Origin of the sequence: Psychroserpens sp. AS72 (assembly GCF_038900375.1) — a bacterium.
Lineage (GTDB): Bacteria > Bacteroidota > Bacteroidia > Flavobacteriales > Flavobacteriaceae > Psychroserpens.
Genome location: NZ_JBBMRC010000003.1, coordinates 280,346 through 297,075, shown reverse-complemented (window position 1 = coordinate 297,075; position 16,730 = coordinate 280,346). Strand labels below are relative to the sequence as shown.

Here is a 16,730-nt window from a genome sequence, read left to right as displayed (position 1 = left end):
ATAATTATGCTAATAACTTTTTTGATAGAGCACTTTAATAAATTCAGATTAATTTATCTTTACTATTCAAATTTGAACAGTAATTTCATGAATAAATGTTACCTATTGGTATGTATTGCTTTGATTTTCTTTACTTCGGAAATTGGAGCACAAGAACAATCATCTGCACAAATAAAAGCACTCATTGAATCTTATAAAACAGATGCACGCGGACCATATCTGCGCATTAAATGGTTTTGTGATGATGGCACAGAACGTGAACCAAAAGATCCTTGTCCAGATAATATTGGAGGAATCCAACACGCTAGTTTTAAAGAGTCTACTTTAAAACTTCGTAAAACGAATCATTTGTTTTTTTCTGAAATATTAGCGAGTAACAAACAAAAAGAGTTCTTAGATGCTGATAATGATTACAGCAGATTAAAACAATATCAAATCAATGCCTATTTATCAAGTATTGATGATGGTTGGGTATTGCGTAAAGCCCAATATTATAGAGGAGCCATTCAAAGTGAAGATGAAGAAGCTTGGGGAAAAGATTTTTTTGAGTCGGTTTTAAAGGATGATGGTTTTCTAGATGCTCATTATTATTTGATTCGGCAAGCTTTAAAGGATATTCCGCATAATGGAGATGATAATACAGCGCAATTAATGCGAAGTCAATCTAAAACATTATCTGAAGCGATCCCATCTTTCATGGATGCCAGAATCAAAATTCACGGTCAACCACAAAAATCAGATATCGATTTAGTTAAAACGTTCATGGTTGAAAAAAGTGCTAAAATTTCCGAAGCAAATCGTAAAGAGTTTGAAGCATTGCTTGCAACGATGGAAACTTTTCATGCACCTCTAAACCTAACTTCATTAGAAGGTGAGATTAATAAAATGTCATTAACAGATGATATTAAAAAAAGTTTTAACACGCTTATTGAGTCTTCTAGAAATGAACCTTCTGCAGAACAAACTGTTGTTGATATTACTAATGTGTTGTATCAAATTAGATTAGATATTAAAAAGATAAGCAGTTCTAAAACACGTTTGTTACTTCTAGATTTATCAAACCGTTTGGAGCAAAAATTACTGATAGAATCTCAAAATTGGGACACACCAACTTTGGCTCAAAACCTGAATAAAATCAATACGTTGATTTGCGCTTCTATGGGAACAGGACTTATTGAAAACTGGGAATATAATGCAATTGAAAATGTGATTTCAGATCAATTGGTAAATACTAAAATTAGCATTTCTACTCTAAATGATTTGTTGGTAACTTCAAGAGGTGTTGTAGAATGGAGTGCGTCAATGGTAAAAGCTAATTATCAAGAGATAGTTGATACATACACAACATTTGAACCATTGGCTTATGGTTTTATTGATGATCGAGTTCGTAGTAGTGTGACCTTAAATCTTGGAAATACTGTTAGTGATTTAGGTGCTTTGGTTGCAAAACTTTCTAATATTGAAAACAAGATCATGGCAATTGATAATCAATCTTCAGTTAGAGGACTAAATCCTGGTTATGCGTTTGGAACGTTAATTGTCGTTGATGGAAATCCGGATGCTGTTGAAGTCAACACGAAGAACATTTACATTTTTGAAAAACCACCTGCAGATTTAAAACCTGTTGCTGGCATAATGACCGTTTCTGAAGGTAATTTAGTGTCTCATGTACAATTATTAGCGAGAAATTTAGGAATTCCAAATGCAGCTTTATCATATGATAACTTAAAGGAGTTAAAGCAATTTAGTGGCAAACAAGTGTTTTATGCAGTGTCTAATAAAGGCAATGTGATTTTAAAATTAGAAGATGAAATGTCTGCTGCGGAAAAGGAACTGTTCAGCAAAAAAGAGCGTAGCAAGAATGTCGTTGAAGTGCCAACCGCTCAAATTAAGTTAGATGTAAAGACTATTGTAAACATGAGAGATGTTGATGCTAGTGATTCAGGAAAACTTTGCGGACCAAAAGCAGCCAATTTAGGTGAGTTAAAAAAGATGTTTCCTGAGCAAGTGGTAGAAGGTTTAATTATTCCCTTCGGAATTTTTAGATCTCATATGGATCAGCAAATGCCTGGAACTAATGCATCGTATTGGGAGTTTCTTAATAACACTTTTGATGAAGCAGACCAGATGAAAAGTGATAACGTTTCCGAAGAAAAAATAGAAGCATTTCAATTGGAAGCTTTGGCTAAATTGCATAATGCCATGTTAGACATCAATCTAGATGCTGCATTTGTGGCAGATATGAAATCTAAATTTAGTTCTGTTTTTGGAGCACCAATGGGTGAGGTCCCAGTGTTTTTAAGAAGTGATACAAACATGGAAGACTTGAAAGAGTTCACAGGTGCAGGTTTAAATTTGACGCTTTTTAATATCAAAGAAGAAAATAAAATAATTGAAGGCATAAAACGTGTTTGGGCTTCTGCTTATACAGAGCGTAGCTTTAAATGGCGTCAGAAATTTTTGTCGAATCCTGAGAATGTATTTCCTTCTATATTGATTATTCCAAGTGTAGATGTGGATTATTCTGGTGTGATGATTACAAAAGGAATCAATTCTGGAAATGATTACGATTTAACCGTTGCATTTAGTCGTGGAGCAGGTGGAGCTGTGGATGGACAATCTGCGGAGACACGTTTGATTACTAAAAAAGGGAACGTGTTGTTATCGCCTGCGAGACAACCAGATTACATTAGATTGCCAACTTCTGGAGGAACAAAAGGCTACACAACACCTTTTGAATCTCCAATTTTAAATGATGGAAATATTAAGGATATTAGAAAACTAGCTGCTGAGATTAGAACATCAATGAACTCACATTCTGATTCTGGAAAACAAGCCTATGATGTTGAGTTTGGATTTAAAGATAATAAATTATGGTTGTTTCAAATCCGACCATTTGTAGAAAATAAGCAAGCAAAAAGTTCAGATTATTTAGCCTCTATTTCTTCACAGAACGATATTAATGAGTTGGTTTTGCTTAAAACGAAATTGTAATAAACATATTTACATGAAAAAGATATTTTATTTAATCATTATTGCAGGAGCTCTATTGTCTTTTGGATTTTCGTCGTATTATCCAATTGATGGTTATAAAACAACAGGAATAAAGCGCTTATATCAATTGCAGAAGTTTAAAGAAGATTCTGTGCCTTATAAACGTATTCCTTTTGGTGCTTATAAAAAATTAGAAGACATTAAATTAAATTTGAGGTCTAGAACAGATAGTATTGATGCACTTTTAGTAGAAGATAAAGACTTTGCTAAAGATATGTCTAAACTGTTTCCTGGAGCAGGTTACTCAGGTAGTATCATGGATATGTCAAATCCAGATAAATTGCGCTATGCTGCATTTAGGGAAAATGTAGGCTATCAACCAGGAAGCGTTGGTAAACTTGCTGTGCTTTTAGCTGTTTTTGATCAAATGGCTAAGGTTTGTCCAGATTCTTGGGAGCAACGTGCAATGTACTTGAGAGATATTAAAGTGACCTCTAGATATTGGGGATTAGGAGATCATCATACCATCCCGATTTATGATATTGAAAAGGATAAATTAGTAAAACGTCAAGTCATTGCAACCGATGAATTTTCATTATACGAATGGTTAGATCATATGGTCTCAGTTAGTAATAATGGTGCAGCGAGTATTATGTATCGTGAAGCGATGTTAATGGCAGCTTTTGGTCCTGAGTATGTGAATTTAACTGCGGAAACATCTGAGCAATATTTTAAAGATACACCTAGAGATTCATTGACTAATTTAGCTCATTCTGTTGTTAATGAACCATTACGTCGTTTAGGAATTACAGAAGATGACTGGCGATTAGGAGGTATGTTCACAAGATCTCCAGATAAATATGTTGGACGAAAAGGTGGAAGCACAGGAACACCAAAAGGATTAATGAAATTTTTAGTGCAACTAGAGCAAGGTAAAGTGATTGATGAAAAATCGAGCTTAGAAATGAAACGTCTTATGTATTCTACAGATCGCAGAATTAGATATGCCAAATCTACTCGATTAGATAGTGCAGCCGTATATTATAAGTCTGGAAGTTATTATAAATGTGATCGTGTTAAAAATCCTAATTGTAAGGATTATGCAGGAAATGTGTTCAACTATATGAACTCCGTTATTATTGTGGAGCATCCTAATGGTGTGAAATATATAACGTGCTTAATGACGAATGTGCTTAATAAGAATTCCGCAGGAAACCACATGTATTTAGCAAGTATGATTGATGATATTATCAATAAAGATAATAATGCTATGAAAGAAGCTATTAAAGAAGTAGAATATAAGAGTGATAAAGAGGACAATTAGAAATTGTTAGACCTTATTTATTGAAGTGTCTAAAGCGTAAAATCTAGATGTTTAAGAATGCTGATCTAGAATTTCAGCAGCTTTGGTGCTTATTTTTTGATTAGAATCTTTTAAAGTTAATTCTAGTAATGAATTAAATTTAGCATCGTAAGTTTTTTCTATAAGATTGAGAACTGCCAACTTTAGTTTTTGGTCTTTACGTTTTAAAAGCTCGTTGAAACATTCAATTTCACTAAGTATTTTTAGATTGAGTTTTTTGATTTTTTCTTCTGTTATAGCATCTACCAAAATAGACTCTGCAACTGGAATTAATTCCTTTTTTAGTTGATTATCTAATATATTATCTAAAAATTCAATGGCATGAATACGTTGTTCTTCTTTTCCGTGTAAAATCGTATCGAGAATAGGATCCACGTCATTAGGAAGGTACTTAATACCTAAAAATCGAAAAATACGTTGAAGCTGTCTATCTAAACGTTGTTCTAATAATTGTATTAAACCATTACGAGCTTCATTCTCCTCTTGAGCTTCTAAACTTTGTGTTTTCTTTTTATACTGAATAACGATTTGAGAATGTATAATTGATAATGTGTCTTGATATAAATGGCATTCATCCAGGATTTTATCAATTACAAATTGGTCTTTGATTAATAGATTGGGATATTTCCATTTTAGCCTTCTTAAAGCCTCAATAGCTTCTATCTTGATTGTGTGTTCTTGATCTTCAGTTAACTTAATAAGTGAATTGACAGCTTTTTGAGAGGCGAATTTTTCGATAATAGAAATTGTGAATAAAGCATCTTCAATTTCAATATCCTCACTTTTTATTTTTTTATAAAGCATGTCAATTATAGGTTCTCCATAAAAATATAAAGCGTTAATAGCTGTTTTTCTGGTATCCTTAACAGATAAATGACTTATAATTAAACTAATAAATTCTGGTTCTAAAGTTTTAGAAGCACTTGTAATTGCTACGTTGCGTGTATCAACATCTTCAGATTTGAGATTGTTGTATAACACATTATAAAACTTATTAATTTTTGCCGAACCAATTGTTTCTAAAATAGCATGTAATTTATGAGCTTTTTCTTCAGTATTATTTAATTCATCGTACTGTTGAAGTGCGACTTTTATTTTATCCTCTAAATTAAATTTAAGCTGTAGTTGTTGATTATTTCTCAATTCTTGAGCTAAACCAATCAATGCTGCATTTGCGATGGTGTTATCTTCACTATTAATATATTTATTAAAAAGATCAACAGTGTTTTTGTTTGAATTTTTCACCAAATATCTAAAAGCTGAAGTCGTGACCTGTTGGTCGCTATCGTGTATTAATAACTCCATTTCTGAGTTTAAGTTTTCAGAATTTAAATAGTATAGGTTTTCAATAGCAAGCGCTTTTACTTTTACAGATTCATGATGCAGTAAAGGTTTAATTCCGAAGAAAAACCGTTCATCTTTAACATCTAATGTTTTTTGTAACATATGAATGATTTGATTCTCATTACCTGTTTTAAAAATATCTAGTACTGTATTAACAATAGAAGTTACCTTAATTTCAGCTTTGTTAACTTTCTGTTTTTTCTCATTTACGTTTTCAAATAGTCCTTTAAAGGCAACAATATATTCTTTTCTCAAATGATAAATAAAGTAGAGCCAAACCAATATTGAAGCTATAATAATTAAACTTATATAGGTTGAAGAAATTTCTAAACCGTTAATAAAAAATATCAATATGAAACCTGCAAGACCTGTTGCAATACTATCTATTACAACATCTGTAAAGGTTTTTGTTTTCTTTTTTATATCTATAGGAATAGGAATGGAGAGTAATTCTGTTGCTGCTTTATTAACCGATTGCTTTAAACTTCCATCAACAATTTTAATAAACACAATAACCCATAATTGTGGAACGAGTAGGAGTAATATCGATCCAATTAAAATTCCTGAAGGTAGCCACAATAATGATTTTCCAACACCAAAAGTACCAACGATACGCTTCGTTAAAAAAAGCTGTATGATTAAGGAAAGAACACTTAGTGTTGAAAACCAAAACCCAAAAAATGATGTCAATTCATCAGGATCTTCAATAAGTCTTGAAGCATAATCGCTATATTGATAATCAACTAATTTTGCGATAAGTACGCTAATTCCAATGACTATGGCAATTAAGCTTAATAGTTTAGATTGTTTGATGAGTTTTAATGGAGATTCACTTTTAGGACTTGTTCTAATCGATCTTTGAAACGGATTGAGTTCAATGACTTCCGTTTTCCAAATAAACCGAGTTATAGGAATGCAAATTGATAAAAGTACAGCTGCTACAAAAAGTAAATCTTCGGTATTTAAAAACGTTGTTAGTAACGACGTGAGATAACCACCAAAAATTCCTCCAGCAATAGCTCCAGCACCTATAAAACCAAATACTCGTTTGGCTTCTCTAACATTGTAAACTAGGTTTGCGAGAATCCAGAACTGTGATGCTGTTAAAAGCCCGAAAATTGCTACCCAAACATATGGAACGTACAATGCATAACCTTGAATGAGACTAAAATTTAACCCAATCGCAAACAGAATTAATGAAATTACAGAGCCAATGATGGTTCTGTCTATTATAATGTTTAACGCATATTTCTCTAAAGCTTTGTCGTAAAAATACGAGCCAATGATTGCTATGATAGCAGTAAATACGTAGCCTAATGGTAATGCTCCAGAAGTTAACTCTGATAAAAACAAGGAGTTAATTGTAGGTTTTACAATTAACAGAGTTGTGATAATTAAAAATATATTGATTTGAAGCAGAATTGTTTTTTTAAGCTCTTCCGCCTTTAAATCAAAAACCTTAAGAATATATAATTTAAGCGTATTTATAACTAACATGTGTAGGACACTATTGACTTTTGGATGAATACATCTAAAATAAAAAGCTAAAATAGAAGTTTTTCACTTGTATTTTAGCTTTATGATTTAAAAAAGGATTTCTTTTAGCTCAATTGGATGCTAAAGTCAAATTTTTACTTTTTTTTAGTGCTTTCTCAATAGGTTTTACTAAACCTCTAATAATTTGCTCACCATTGCTATCATCAACTAAAGCAACTAAAATATAACGTCTATTAGTATCTTTTCCCCAAACTAATATAGAATCAGAGTGATAGGTGCTCCAAGAGCCAGATTTTCTGTATAAATCTGCTTCTGGTGCGATTTGCTCAACAGTATTTACAAACTTGTGATGCAATTCTGGGTTGCCCATTATTTTAAGCATTTGTGCTGAACGTTTTCTGTTTACTAATTTGCCATTAGCTAGTAAATAATAGTAGCGACATACTTGATTTACTGTTGCAGCATGACTTAAGTTTTTAAGAGGTTCTCTATTGGTATCTCCACCGCCTCCATAACGCTTTCCTACCCAAAGTCCGCCTCCATGATTTTCATCATAAAACATGTATTTAGGATCTGTCATCACAGCTTCTAGTTTATCATAACCAACTCTATCTATCATTCTAGTTGATGCAGCATTGTTAGATTTACTGATCATGAGACGCATATCTTTTTTAACGTCACTCGTTTCTTTTAGTTCACCTTTTTCAATGGCATCCATTGCTGTTAGAAGTATAGCAATCTTAGGTAAGCTTGCTGCATACATCATATGATTGCCATTTATATTCGCAAATTTTACTTGATTAGGATTACTTAGGTCTACAATTCCAACTGCCATCTTTTTTTGAGCGATTAAAGATTTCCATTCTGGATTCTTATTGATTTCAAATTCAAGAGTAGCTTGTAAATCTGAACTAGATAGTTCTACTAATGGTTTTATTTTTGAATCATTAATTTTAATAGGAAGTCCGTTTTGACCATAAATAAATGGACAAACACTCAATAAAAAGCAAACAAATAAAAATTTATTTTTCATTACTTATAGTTGTTAATTAAACTAGTCAAAATTATCTAATTAATGCATTACTAGACTGTTAAATTTTCATGTTGCAGAAAAATATTTTAGTGAGCAAAATCGGTTACTTTTTGGTAATAATAGATAAAAAGTGTTAAAATTTGCAGTTTACTAAAAACATAAAGCGCTTACAAAGGAATATTCCCATGTTTACGCTTAGGTCTATCTATCACTTTATCTTCTAACATAGCGAATGCTTTGATCAATTTACGTCTTGTGTTCTTCGGAAGAATAACTTCGTCTATAAATCCACGTTCGGCTGCACTATATGGATTAGCAAAAAGTTTGGCATATTCTGCTTCTTTTTCTTTCCATTTAGCCTCTTTATCTTCAGATGCATTAATTTCTTTTTTAAAGATAATTTCCGCAGCACCTTTTGCTCCCATAACCGCAATTTCTGCACTAGGCCAAGCAAAATTCATATCGCTACCAATGTGTTTAGAATTCATTACATCATACGCTCCACCATAAGCTTTTCGGGTAATTACAGTAATTCTTGGAACTGTAGCTTCACTAAAAGCATAAAGCAATTTTGCACCATGAACAATAATGCCATTCCATTCTTGATCGGTTCCTGGTAAAAATCCTGGCACATCTTCTAAGGTTAATAACGGAATATTAAAACAGTCACAAAAACGAACAAATCGCGCTGCTTTTTTAGAACTGTTTACATCAAGAACACCTGCTAAATACATTGGCTGATTGGCAATAATACCAATACTTCGTCCGCCTAAACGCGCAAAACCAACAATAATATTTTCTGCATGGTTTTTATGGATTTCATAAAATGAATCCTCATCAATAATTCCTTTAATGACATCATGCATATCATAAGGTTTGTTAGCATTATCTGGTACGATTGTCGAAAGATTATCTCTTACTTCATCTTTTAATTCAAAAGGCAATAGAGTAGGAGTTTCGGTATTATTTTGTGGTAAATAACTCAAAAGACTTTTAATATCTTCTAAACATTCTACATCATTAGACGATGTTTTATGTGCGACACCAGATTTTGTAGAGTGTGTACTTGCACCTCCAAGTTCTTCAGATGTTACAGTTTCATTAGTTACTGTTTTAACAACATTCGGACCAGTCACAAACATATAACTTGTGTCTTCAACCATTAATGTAAAATCTGTCATCGCTGGAGAATAGACTGCTCCACCTGCACAAGGACCCATAATTGCAGATAACTGCGGAATCACACCAGAAGCCTGAACATTACGATAAAAAATATCTGCATAACCACCAAGTGATCGCACACCTTCTTGAATACGTGCACCTCCAGAATCGTTAAGTCCAATTAAAGGTGCTCCAACTTTAACTGCCAAATCCATGATTTTACAGATTTTCTCTGCATGTGTTTCAGATAAAGAGCCACCAAAAACAGTAAAATCTTGTGCAAATATGTAAATAAGTCTTCCATTTATTGTTCCGTAACCAGTTACAACACCATCTCCATAAAAGACTTGTTTATCCATTCCAAAATCTTTGGTTCTATGGATTACTAAAGCTCCAATTTCTTCAAATGAACCTTCGTCTAATAAGTACATGACACGCTCTCTAGCTGTCAACTTCTTTTTAGCGTGTTGTTTATCAATTCTCGATTGACCACCTCCTAAATAGGCTTGGTTTAGTTTATCGTTAAGATTTTTTATTTTATCGTCCATATTATTTTCGCAAAGGCGCTAAGGCGCAAAGTTATATGTGATTGTTCTAATTCTGTATATTAATAATTGTATTGAAAACTGAGACTAATCAGGTATTCTGAGTTGTTTCTGTTCTTCAACATAATGTTTCACAGCAATTAAAGCTGCAATTCTAGCTTCAGTTTTTTGTTGTTCTAATAATTGTTCAGGTGAATAATATTTTTTTACAAAATGTGTATCGAAATTTCCACTTCGGAAAGCGTCATGATCACAAACAAAAGTTCCAAAGGGTAAAGTCGTTTGAATCCCTTCAATGTGATAGTCATTAATTGCTTTTTTCATTAACGAAATAGCCTCGTCACGCGTATTTCCGTAGGTAATCAACTTAGAAATCATCGGATCGTAATAAATTGGGATTTCCATCCCTTCTTCAAACCCGTTATCAACACGAATTCCATCGCCTTGAGGAAGTTTGTACACTTCTAAAGTTCCAACACTAGGTAAAAAATTATTCAACGGATCTTCGGCATACACACGTAATTCAAGAGCGTGACCGTGAATCTTTAAATCCTCTTGTTTTATAGGTAACACCTCACCACGAGCCACTTGAATTTGAAGTTCTACCAAATCTGTATTTGTAATAATCTCAGAAACGGGATGTTCAACCTGCAAACGCGTATTCATCTCCAGGAAATAAAAATTGAGGTTTTCATCCAATAAAAATTCTACAGTACCAGCACCAACATAATCACAAGCTTTGGCAACTCTTACAGCAGCTTCACCCATTTGCTGACGCAATTCTGGAGTAAGTACACTCGATGGTGCTTCTTCAACCACTTTTTGATGACGACGTTGAATACTGCATTCGCGCTCAAATAAATGAATGACGTTGCCATGAGTGTCTGCCATCACTTGGATTTCAATATGTCTTGGAGAAGCAACGTATTTCTCTATAAAAACGGATCCATCACCAAAAGAATTCACGGCTTCACTGATGGCACGATCCATTTGAGATTCAAATTCGGCTTCGTTTTCTACGATTCGCATGCCTTTTCCACCACCTCCTGCAGAAGCTTTGATTAGAATAGGAAATCCGATTTTACTTGCTATTTTTTTAGCTTCTGGAATATCTGTAATGGCTTCATCTGTTCCTGGAACCATTGGTATATTGTATGCTTTGACAGTTTCTTTTGCAGCCAATTTGCTTCCCATAACACGAATAGCATGAGATTTTGGACCAATAAATATGATGTTATTTTTTTCACAAGCTTCTGCGAAATCTGCATTTTCACTAAGAAATCCATAACCAGGATGTATGGCATCTACATTTAAACTTTTAGCAACCTCAATTATTTTGTCACCTAATAAATACGATTGATTAGAAGGCGCTTCTCCAATTAGTACAGCTTCGTCTGCATATTTTACATGAGGTGATTGTCTGTCTATTGTTGAATATACAGCAACGGTTTTGATTCCCATTTTTTTCGCGGTTTTCATCACACGAATGGCGATTTCTCCACGATTTGCTACGAGTAATTTTTTCATCGATAAATATTTTTATCGTTCCCTTGAAAAAAGGGAATCTTTTTTAATTAGTTTAACTTTTAGATACCTACAAGATTTTAAAAACCTCGCAGGATAATTGGTTATGCCTCAAATTCAATTAGCAATTGGTTTTTTTCTACAGCGTCTCCTTTTTTAGCAGAAATAGATTTAATGATACCTGCTCTTGGAGAGGTTAATACATTTTCCATTTTCATGGCTTCTAAGATTAAAAGTGTGTCGTTTTCTGCAACTTCTTGTCCGATTTTTACAGTAATCTCAAGAATTAATCCAGGCATTGGAGCTTTGACATCATTCACTATTTTTGAGTTTCCTAATTCAAAACCCATATCTTTTATTAGTGTGTCTAATTCATTGAAAATATTAACGTTATAAGTGTTGTTGTTAACTTTGACTTTAATCAATTTTTCATTGAAATTTGATGCAGATATTTCCGCAGTGTAGGATGTGTTATCATGTAAAATATGATATGCGTTGTCTGAAACTTTTATGCTGTTTAATTGGGAGCTTTCAGTTTGTGAAATATCAAAATCTAGTGAAGAATTGACATTTACTTTAAAGGATTGACTCATTAAAAGATGTTTTTAATTTGATGTAAAGATAATCAATTATAACGTTTTCGTAAATGAGATTTTCTATTGAATAGATATTAGATTATAAATCATTATCAGGATTAAAATGTGAATCCTCTTGATGTTTTTTTATGGCTTTATGAGATAGTATAATTCCAATTATAAGTGAAATAAAAGCACCAATCCAAATCCCTGGAATAAAATCTATAAAAAGGAAGAAGTCATAAAATCCATGAAAAGTAACTGCGAGAAGTAAGCCTAATAAGTTGAGTGTAATTCTGTTTTTAGAGAATTTAGCTAATCCCATAAAATAACCCATGAGTATTCCAAACGTTGCATGAGCTGGAACTGCTGTAAATGCTCTTAAAACTCCTGTAACATAACCACCTTCTAAAACATAAAACACGTTTTCAGTAGCAGCAAAACCCATAGAAACCATGACAGCATACATAATGCCGTCAAAAGGTTCATCAAAATGTTTTTTAGGTTGGTTAAAAAATCTAACAATTATGTATTTGCTAAACTCCTCAGTTAATCCAACAACTAGAAAGGCTTTTACGAATTGTTGTGGGACGCTAAACTCATCTTTTAGTGGTAAAACCATATCAAATCCAAAATAAATAATAGTCGTAACTATTATACTTACAATGGCTCCTAATAGAAAGCTAAACACTAATAATCGCTTTGGTTCTTTATCATATTTGTCTTTAAAATAGATGTAGAGTATAATGACACAGATTGGAGCAAATGCTAAAGCGAGTAATTTCATTTTTGAAAAGTAGTAAAAAAAATCAAGTAGTTTCTTCTAAGATGGCTAACATGACTTGTTCATAATAAGACAAGTTAGAGGCAATGAGATGATTGTTTTTTCCGATATTATCCATAATTCCTGCAAATTCATACATTGATACATACTTCAAAGCTTCTACTTCTTCTTTCTGCGGAATAAAATCGTCTATCCATAAATTAGTCTCAACAATAAATGTATGATGAAATTCATTATCGATAATTCCGTTGGGATAGGATTGAAAGCATTCAAATACACCAATTTTAATTAATTGGTCTTCGGAAATATCAACTCCTATTTCTTCTTTTACTTCTCTAACAGCAGCTTGTTCTGGAGTTTCTCCTGCATCAATATGTCCAGCAACCGAAACATCCCAAAGCAACGGACAAATACTTTTTGAAGCAGCACGCTGTTGGAGTAAGATATTTCCGTCTGAATCATAAAACCAAACGTGCGCAGTATTATGAAAGTGCCCTTTTGCATGTATTTCAGATTTTGTAGCGGAAACACCAGTTGGGTTGCCTTGTTGATCTACGATGTCTATGAATTCTTCCATATTTAAATGATAGATTTTATACAATTAACAAGTTTGTCAAAATCGCTTTCTGTATTAAATAAGTGACATGAAACACGAATAAACTGACCTCTAAACGAAATATAAATTTGCTGTTTTTGCAATTCTGATTTCAATTTATTGAGATCTAAATGTTCTGGTAGTTTGACACCAAATAAGTGATGAGTTCTATAATCTGGATGCTCAATTTGACAACCTAATTCTGTGAGTTGTTTTGTTGCTTCTATAGAAATTGATTTACAATAGTCTTGAATGGCTTTTGGTGTCCATTCTATAATTTGCTTGAGGGCTTCAATTTGCATTTTTACGTAAATGAAATTTCCACTTTCACCAACAACATACCGATTTGCAAATGGTTTATATTCATCTTCATAATTGGTTAATGTTGAAAAATTCTCACTATGTAAACGATTTGACCAATTATTTTCTATAGGTTCTCCTTGATCAAAATAGCTTCCATAATACGCATAACCACAACCGTAAGGTCCAAATAACCATTTATAACCAGCGCAAATCAATGCATCTGGTTGAATGTCTTTTATAGAAAAAGGAAAAGCTCCAATCGTTTGGCTACCATCAACTATTAATAAAGCATTGTGCTCATTTGTTTTTGCTCTAATAGCTTTTAAATCGAAAATGGTTCCGTTAGACCAATGTATTTGTCCTAAAGCAACAACTGCTGTTTTGTTGGTAATATGATCTAAAAGATCTTGATTCCATTGCTTAGCGTTGTTTTCCTTTAAATTAGGACTAGCAATCGTTATAATTTTAGCATCGTATTTGTCTGCTAGTTTTTTCCAAGCATAAATATTACTAGGAAACTGTTCTTCTATAACTAGAATTTCATCGTTTGGTTTGAGTTTGATATTGTTTGCAACTGTTGCCATTCCGTAGGAAACAGAAGGAATACTTGCAATACGTTCAGGTTCGTCATTATCAATGAGTTTTGAGAATAAACTTTTCACTTCGGTTACTGGATCAAAAAAATCTGATGTTGGTATTGTATACGGTTTGCTCTTTTGTAAAACAGCATCAAGACCTGCTTGCTCAACAGCTTTAAAAGACGGTGAGATTGCAGCTATATTTAGATAGGTAACATCTTCTGAAATTGAGAAGAGATGTTTTTGGTTTGTTAAATTCATAGTTTATGAAAAAAATCCTGCAAAAAGCAGGATTGATTAGTTATTCAAAATAAGAAAACGTCTCTCCATCCTTAATTTTCAGTAAGGTTTCATAAATCATTTTAATTACATTTTCTACATCTTCACGATGTACCATTTCCACTGTTGTGTGCATGTATCGTAAAGGTAAAGATATCAACGCAGATGCAACGCCTCCATTGCTATAAGCAAAAGCATCTGTATCTGTTCCTGTTGCTCTGGAAAGTGCTGAGCGTTGGAAAGGTATTTTTTTCTTTGTTGCAGTATCTGTTATTAAATCACGTAATTTTTGTTGCACAGCTGGAGCATAAGCAACCACAGGACCTTTACCCAATTCTAAAAGACCTTCTTTCTTTTTGTCGATCATTGGAGTTGTTGTGTCATGCGTTACATCTGTCACGATAGCTACATTTGGTTTAATGGTCTCTGTAATCATTTGTGCACCTCGTAAACCGATTTCTTCCTGAACAGAATTTGTAATATATAAACCAAACGGTAATTTCTTTTTATTCTCTTTAAGTAAACGAGCAACCTCTGCAATCATAAAACCACCCATTCTATTATCTAGTGCGCGACAAACAAATTTGTCTTTGTTAAGGATATGAAAAGTGTCTGGATATGTGATGACGCAACCAACATGAACGCCAAGTTTTTCGACCTCTTCTTTAGTCGAACAACCACAATCAATAAAAATATTGTCTGGTTTTGGCGCTTCTTCTTTAGCTTTGTTTCTTGTATGAATTGCTGGCCAACCAAAAACACCTTTAACGATGCCATTTTTAGTATGGATATTTACAATTTTACTTGGTGCAATTTGGTGATCACTTCCACCATTTCTAATGACGTAGATTAATCCGTTGTCACTAATGTAATTCACATACCAAGAAATCTCATCTGCATGGCCTTCAATAACTACTTTGTATTTTGCTTTTGGGTTGATGACACCAACTGCAGATCCATAAGTATCTGTAATAAACTCGTCTACATAAGGTTTTAGATAATCCATCCAGATTTTCTGTCCTTCCCATTCATAACCTGTAGGAGCAGCATTGTTTAAATATTTTTCGAGGAAATCAAGTGATTTTTTATTAAGTATACTTTTAGTAGCCATAAGATTTTAAGTGTTTCTATTTCCGTAAAAATAACGAGTATTATTCTCTTTTTAATGTCTTCGGAACAATTTTTTGTAACAAATTCAACTATTTTTACACTAATATCGCAATATCATAACCATCTAAATTAACTGATAATGAAATTAGTCATTGAAAATCTTACAAAAACATACAAAAATGGTGTTAAAGCTATTGATAATCTCAATCTAGAAATCGGAACAGGAATGTTTGGATTGCTTGGACCAAATGGAGCAGGTAAGTCGTCTTTAATGCGAACTATTGCAACATTACAGAGTCCAGATTCTGGTTCTATTATGTTTGGAGATATTAATGTTTTGGAAGATAAAATGTCACTAAGAAAAGTGTTAGGATATTTGCCTCAGTCATTTGGAGTGTATCCAAAAATGTCTGCAGAAGATCTACTGGATTATTTCGCTACTTTAAAAGGAGTGAGTTCAAAATCTGAAAGACAAGCATTAGTAAAAGAAGTTTTAGAGATTACTAATTTATATGACATGCGTAAAAAGCATGTTGCAGGATATTCTGGAGGAATGAAGCAACGTTTTGGGATTGCTCAATTATTACTTAATAATCCAAAATTAATTATTGTTGATGAGCCAACAGCAGGATTAGATCCAGCAGAAAGACATCGATTCCTAAACGTACTTAGAGAAGTTGGTACGAATTGTACGGTTATATTTTCTACACATATTGTTGAAGATGTAAAAGAATTATGTAACGATATGGCTATTTTAAATGGAGGTCGTATTTTAAAACAAACCACACCATCAAACGCAAGAAAAGAATTAACCAATAAAATTTGGACTAAAATTGTTGAGCGTGACGATTTAGAACAAAATGAAGCGAAATACAATGTGTTATCTTCAAATTATAATGAAGATAATACGTTAAATATTAGAGTGTTTGCAGATGTTCAGCCAGATGCAGACTTCATAAACTCAGAACCACAATTAGACGATGTGTACTTTATTGCCTTAAAACAAGACGAACCAGTTTTAAGCTAATTTTTATTCATAATTTTT

At 32.9% G+C, this 16,730-nt stretch carries 12 protein-coding genes; 3 read left to right on the top strand and 9 right to left on the bottom strand.

Annotation, left to right across the window (positions count from 1 at the left end):
• Positions 1-87 precede the first annotated feature (87 nt).
• Positions 88-2,994, top strand: a complete 2,907-nt coding sequence (locus WNY78_RS07535) for a PEP/pyruvate-binding domain-containing protein (protein WP_342872587.1) — start codon at positions 88-90, stop codon at positions 2,992-2,994.
• Positions 2,995-3,007: 13 nt separating this feature from the next.
• Positions 3,008-4,318, top strand: a complete 1,311-nt coding sequence (locus WNY78_RS07530; RefSeq protein ID WP_342872586.1) for a serine hydrolase — start codon at positions 3,008-3,010, stop codon at positions 4,316-4,318.
• A 51-nt stretch (positions 4,319-4,369) separates the two neighbouring features.
• Here WNY78_RS07530 and WNY78_RS07525 read toward each other — a convergent pair whose 3' ends face one another.
• The 9 genes from WNY78_RS07525 to WNY78_RS07485 all read right to left on the bottom strand — a co-directional run bounded on the left by WNY78_RS07525 (position 4,370) and on the right by WNY78_RS07485 (position 15,686).
• Positions 4,370-7,198, bottom strand: a complete 2,829-nt coding sequence (locus WNY78_RS07525; protein ID WP_342872585.1) for an Npt1/Npt2 family nucleotide transporter — start codon at positions 7,196-7,198, stop codon at positions 4,370-4,372.
• A 109-nt stretch (positions 7,199-7,307) separates the two neighbouring features.
• Positions 7,308-8,231 (bottom strand): serine hydrolase, encoded by a 924-nt coding sequence (locus WNY78_RS07520; RefSeq protein WP_342872584.1) that lies wholly within the window; start codon positions 8,229-8,231, stop codon positions 7,308-7,310.
• Between the two features lie 167 nt (positions 8,232-8,398).
• Complete coding sequence (locus tag WNY78_RS07515; RefSeq protein WP_342872583.1) at positions 8,399-9,940, bottom strand: acyl-CoA carboxylase subunit beta; 1,542 nt, start codon at positions 9,938-9,940, stop codon at positions 8,399-8,401.
• Between the two features lie 84 nt (positions 9,941-10,024).
• The gene (gene accC, locus WNY78_RS07510) at positions 10,025-11,464 is read right to left on the bottom strand and encodes an acetyl-CoA carboxylase biotin carboxylase subunit (RefSeq protein ID WP_342872582.1); all 1,440 of its coding nucleotides are present in this window, start codon (positions 11,462-11,464) and stop codon (positions 10,025-10,027) included.
• Between the two features lie 101 nt (positions 11,465-11,565).
• The gene (locus WNY78_RS07505; RefSeq protein WP_342872581.1) at positions 11,566-12,054 is read right to left on the bottom strand and encodes an acetyl-CoA carboxylase biotin carboxyl carrier protein subunit; all 489 of its coding nucleotides are present in this window, start codon (positions 12,052-12,054) and stop codon (positions 11,566-11,568) included.
• An 82-nt stretch (positions 12,055-12,136) separates the two neighbouring features.
• Positions 12,137-12,823, bottom strand: a complete 687-nt coding sequence (locus WNY78_RS07500) for a PrsW family glutamic-type intramembrane protease (protein WP_342872580.1) — start codon at positions 12,821-12,823, stop codon at positions 12,137-12,139.
• 22 nt (positions 12,824-12,845) lie between these two features.
• A complete protein-coding gene (locus WNY78_RS07495) occupies positions 12,846-13,397 on the bottom strand; it encodes an NUDIX domain-containing protein (RefSeq protein ID WP_342872579.1) in 552 nt (183 codons plus the stop codon).
• Between the two features lie 2 nt (positions 13,398-13,399).
• Entirely contained in the window at positions 13,400-14,557 is a 1,158-nt protein-coding gene (locus tag WNY78_RS07490) for an aminotransferase class V-fold PLP-dependent enzyme (protein WP_342872578.1), read from the bottom strand.
• A 40-nt stretch (positions 14,558-14,597) separates the two neighbouring features.
• On the bottom strand, positions 14,598-15,686 hold the full coding sequence (locus WNY78_RS07485; protein WP_342872577.1) for a M42 family metallopeptidase: 1,089 nt from the start codon (positions 15,684-15,686) through the stop codon (positions 14,598-14,600).
• A gap of 138 nt (positions 15,687-15,824) precedes the next feature.
• On the opposite strand from WNY78_RS07485, the gene WNY78_RS07480 reads away from it, so the two are divergent.
• On the top strand, positions 15,825-16,712 hold the full coding sequence (locus WNY78_RS07480) for an ABC transporter ATP-binding protein (protein WP_342872576.1): 888 nt from the start codon (positions 15,825-15,827) through the stop codon (positions 16,710-16,712).
• The last annotated feature ends 18 nt before the right edge of the window (positions 16,713-16,730 follow it).

What these genes read in the sequence shown, in the direction of transcription:
- WNY78_RS07535 (WP_342872587.1), top strand. Translation starts at nt 88, where the DNA reads ATGAATAAATGTTACCTATTGGTATGTATTGCTTTGATTTTCTTTACT.
- WNY78_RS07530 (WP_342872586.1), top strand. Translation starts at nt 3,008, where the DNA reads ATGAAAAAGATATTTTATTTAATCATTATTGCAGGAGCTCTATTGTCT.
- WNY78_RS07525 (WP_342872585.1), bottom strand. Translation starts at nt 7,198, where the DNA reads ATGTTAGTTATAAATACGCTTAAATTATATATTCTTAAGGTTTTTGAT.
- WNY78_RS07520 (WP_342872584.1), bottom strand. Translation starts at nt 8,231, where the DNA reads ATGAAAAATAAATTTTTATTTGTTTGCTTTTTATTGAGTGTTTGTCCA.
- WNY78_RS07515 (WP_342872583.1), bottom strand. Translation starts at nt 9,940, where the DNA reads ATGGACGATAAAATAAAAAATCTTAACGATAAACTAAACCAAGCCTAT.
- accC (WP_342872582.1), bottom strand. Translation starts at nt 11,464, where the DNA reads ATGAAAAAATTACTCGTAGCAAATCGTGGAGAAATCGCCATTCGTGTG.
- WNY78_RS07505 (WP_342872581.1), bottom strand. Translation starts at nt 12,054, where the DNA reads ATGAGTCAATCCTTTAAAGTAAATGTCAATTCTTCACTAGATTTTGAT.
- WNY78_RS07500 (WP_342872580.1), bottom strand. Translation starts at nt 12,823, where the DNA reads ATGAAATTACTCGCTTTAGCATTTGCTCCAATCTGTGTCATTATACTC.
- WNY78_RS07495 (WP_342872579.1), bottom strand. Translation starts at nt 13,397, where the DNA reads ATGGAAGAATTCATAGACATCGTAGATCAACAAGGCAACCCAACTGGT.
- WNY78_RS07490 (WP_342872578.1), bottom strand. Translation starts at nt 14,557, where the DNA reads ATGAATTTAACAAACCAAAAACATCTCTTCTCAATTTCAGAAGATGTT.
- WNY78_RS07485 (WP_342872577.1), bottom strand. Translation starts at nt 15,686, where the DNA reads ATGGCTACTAAAAGTATACTTAATAAAAAATCACTTGATTTCCTCGAA.
- WNY78_RS07480 (WP_342872576.1), top strand. Translation starts at nt 15,825, where the DNA reads ATGAAATTAGTCATTGAAAATCTTACAAAAACATACAAAAATGGTGTT.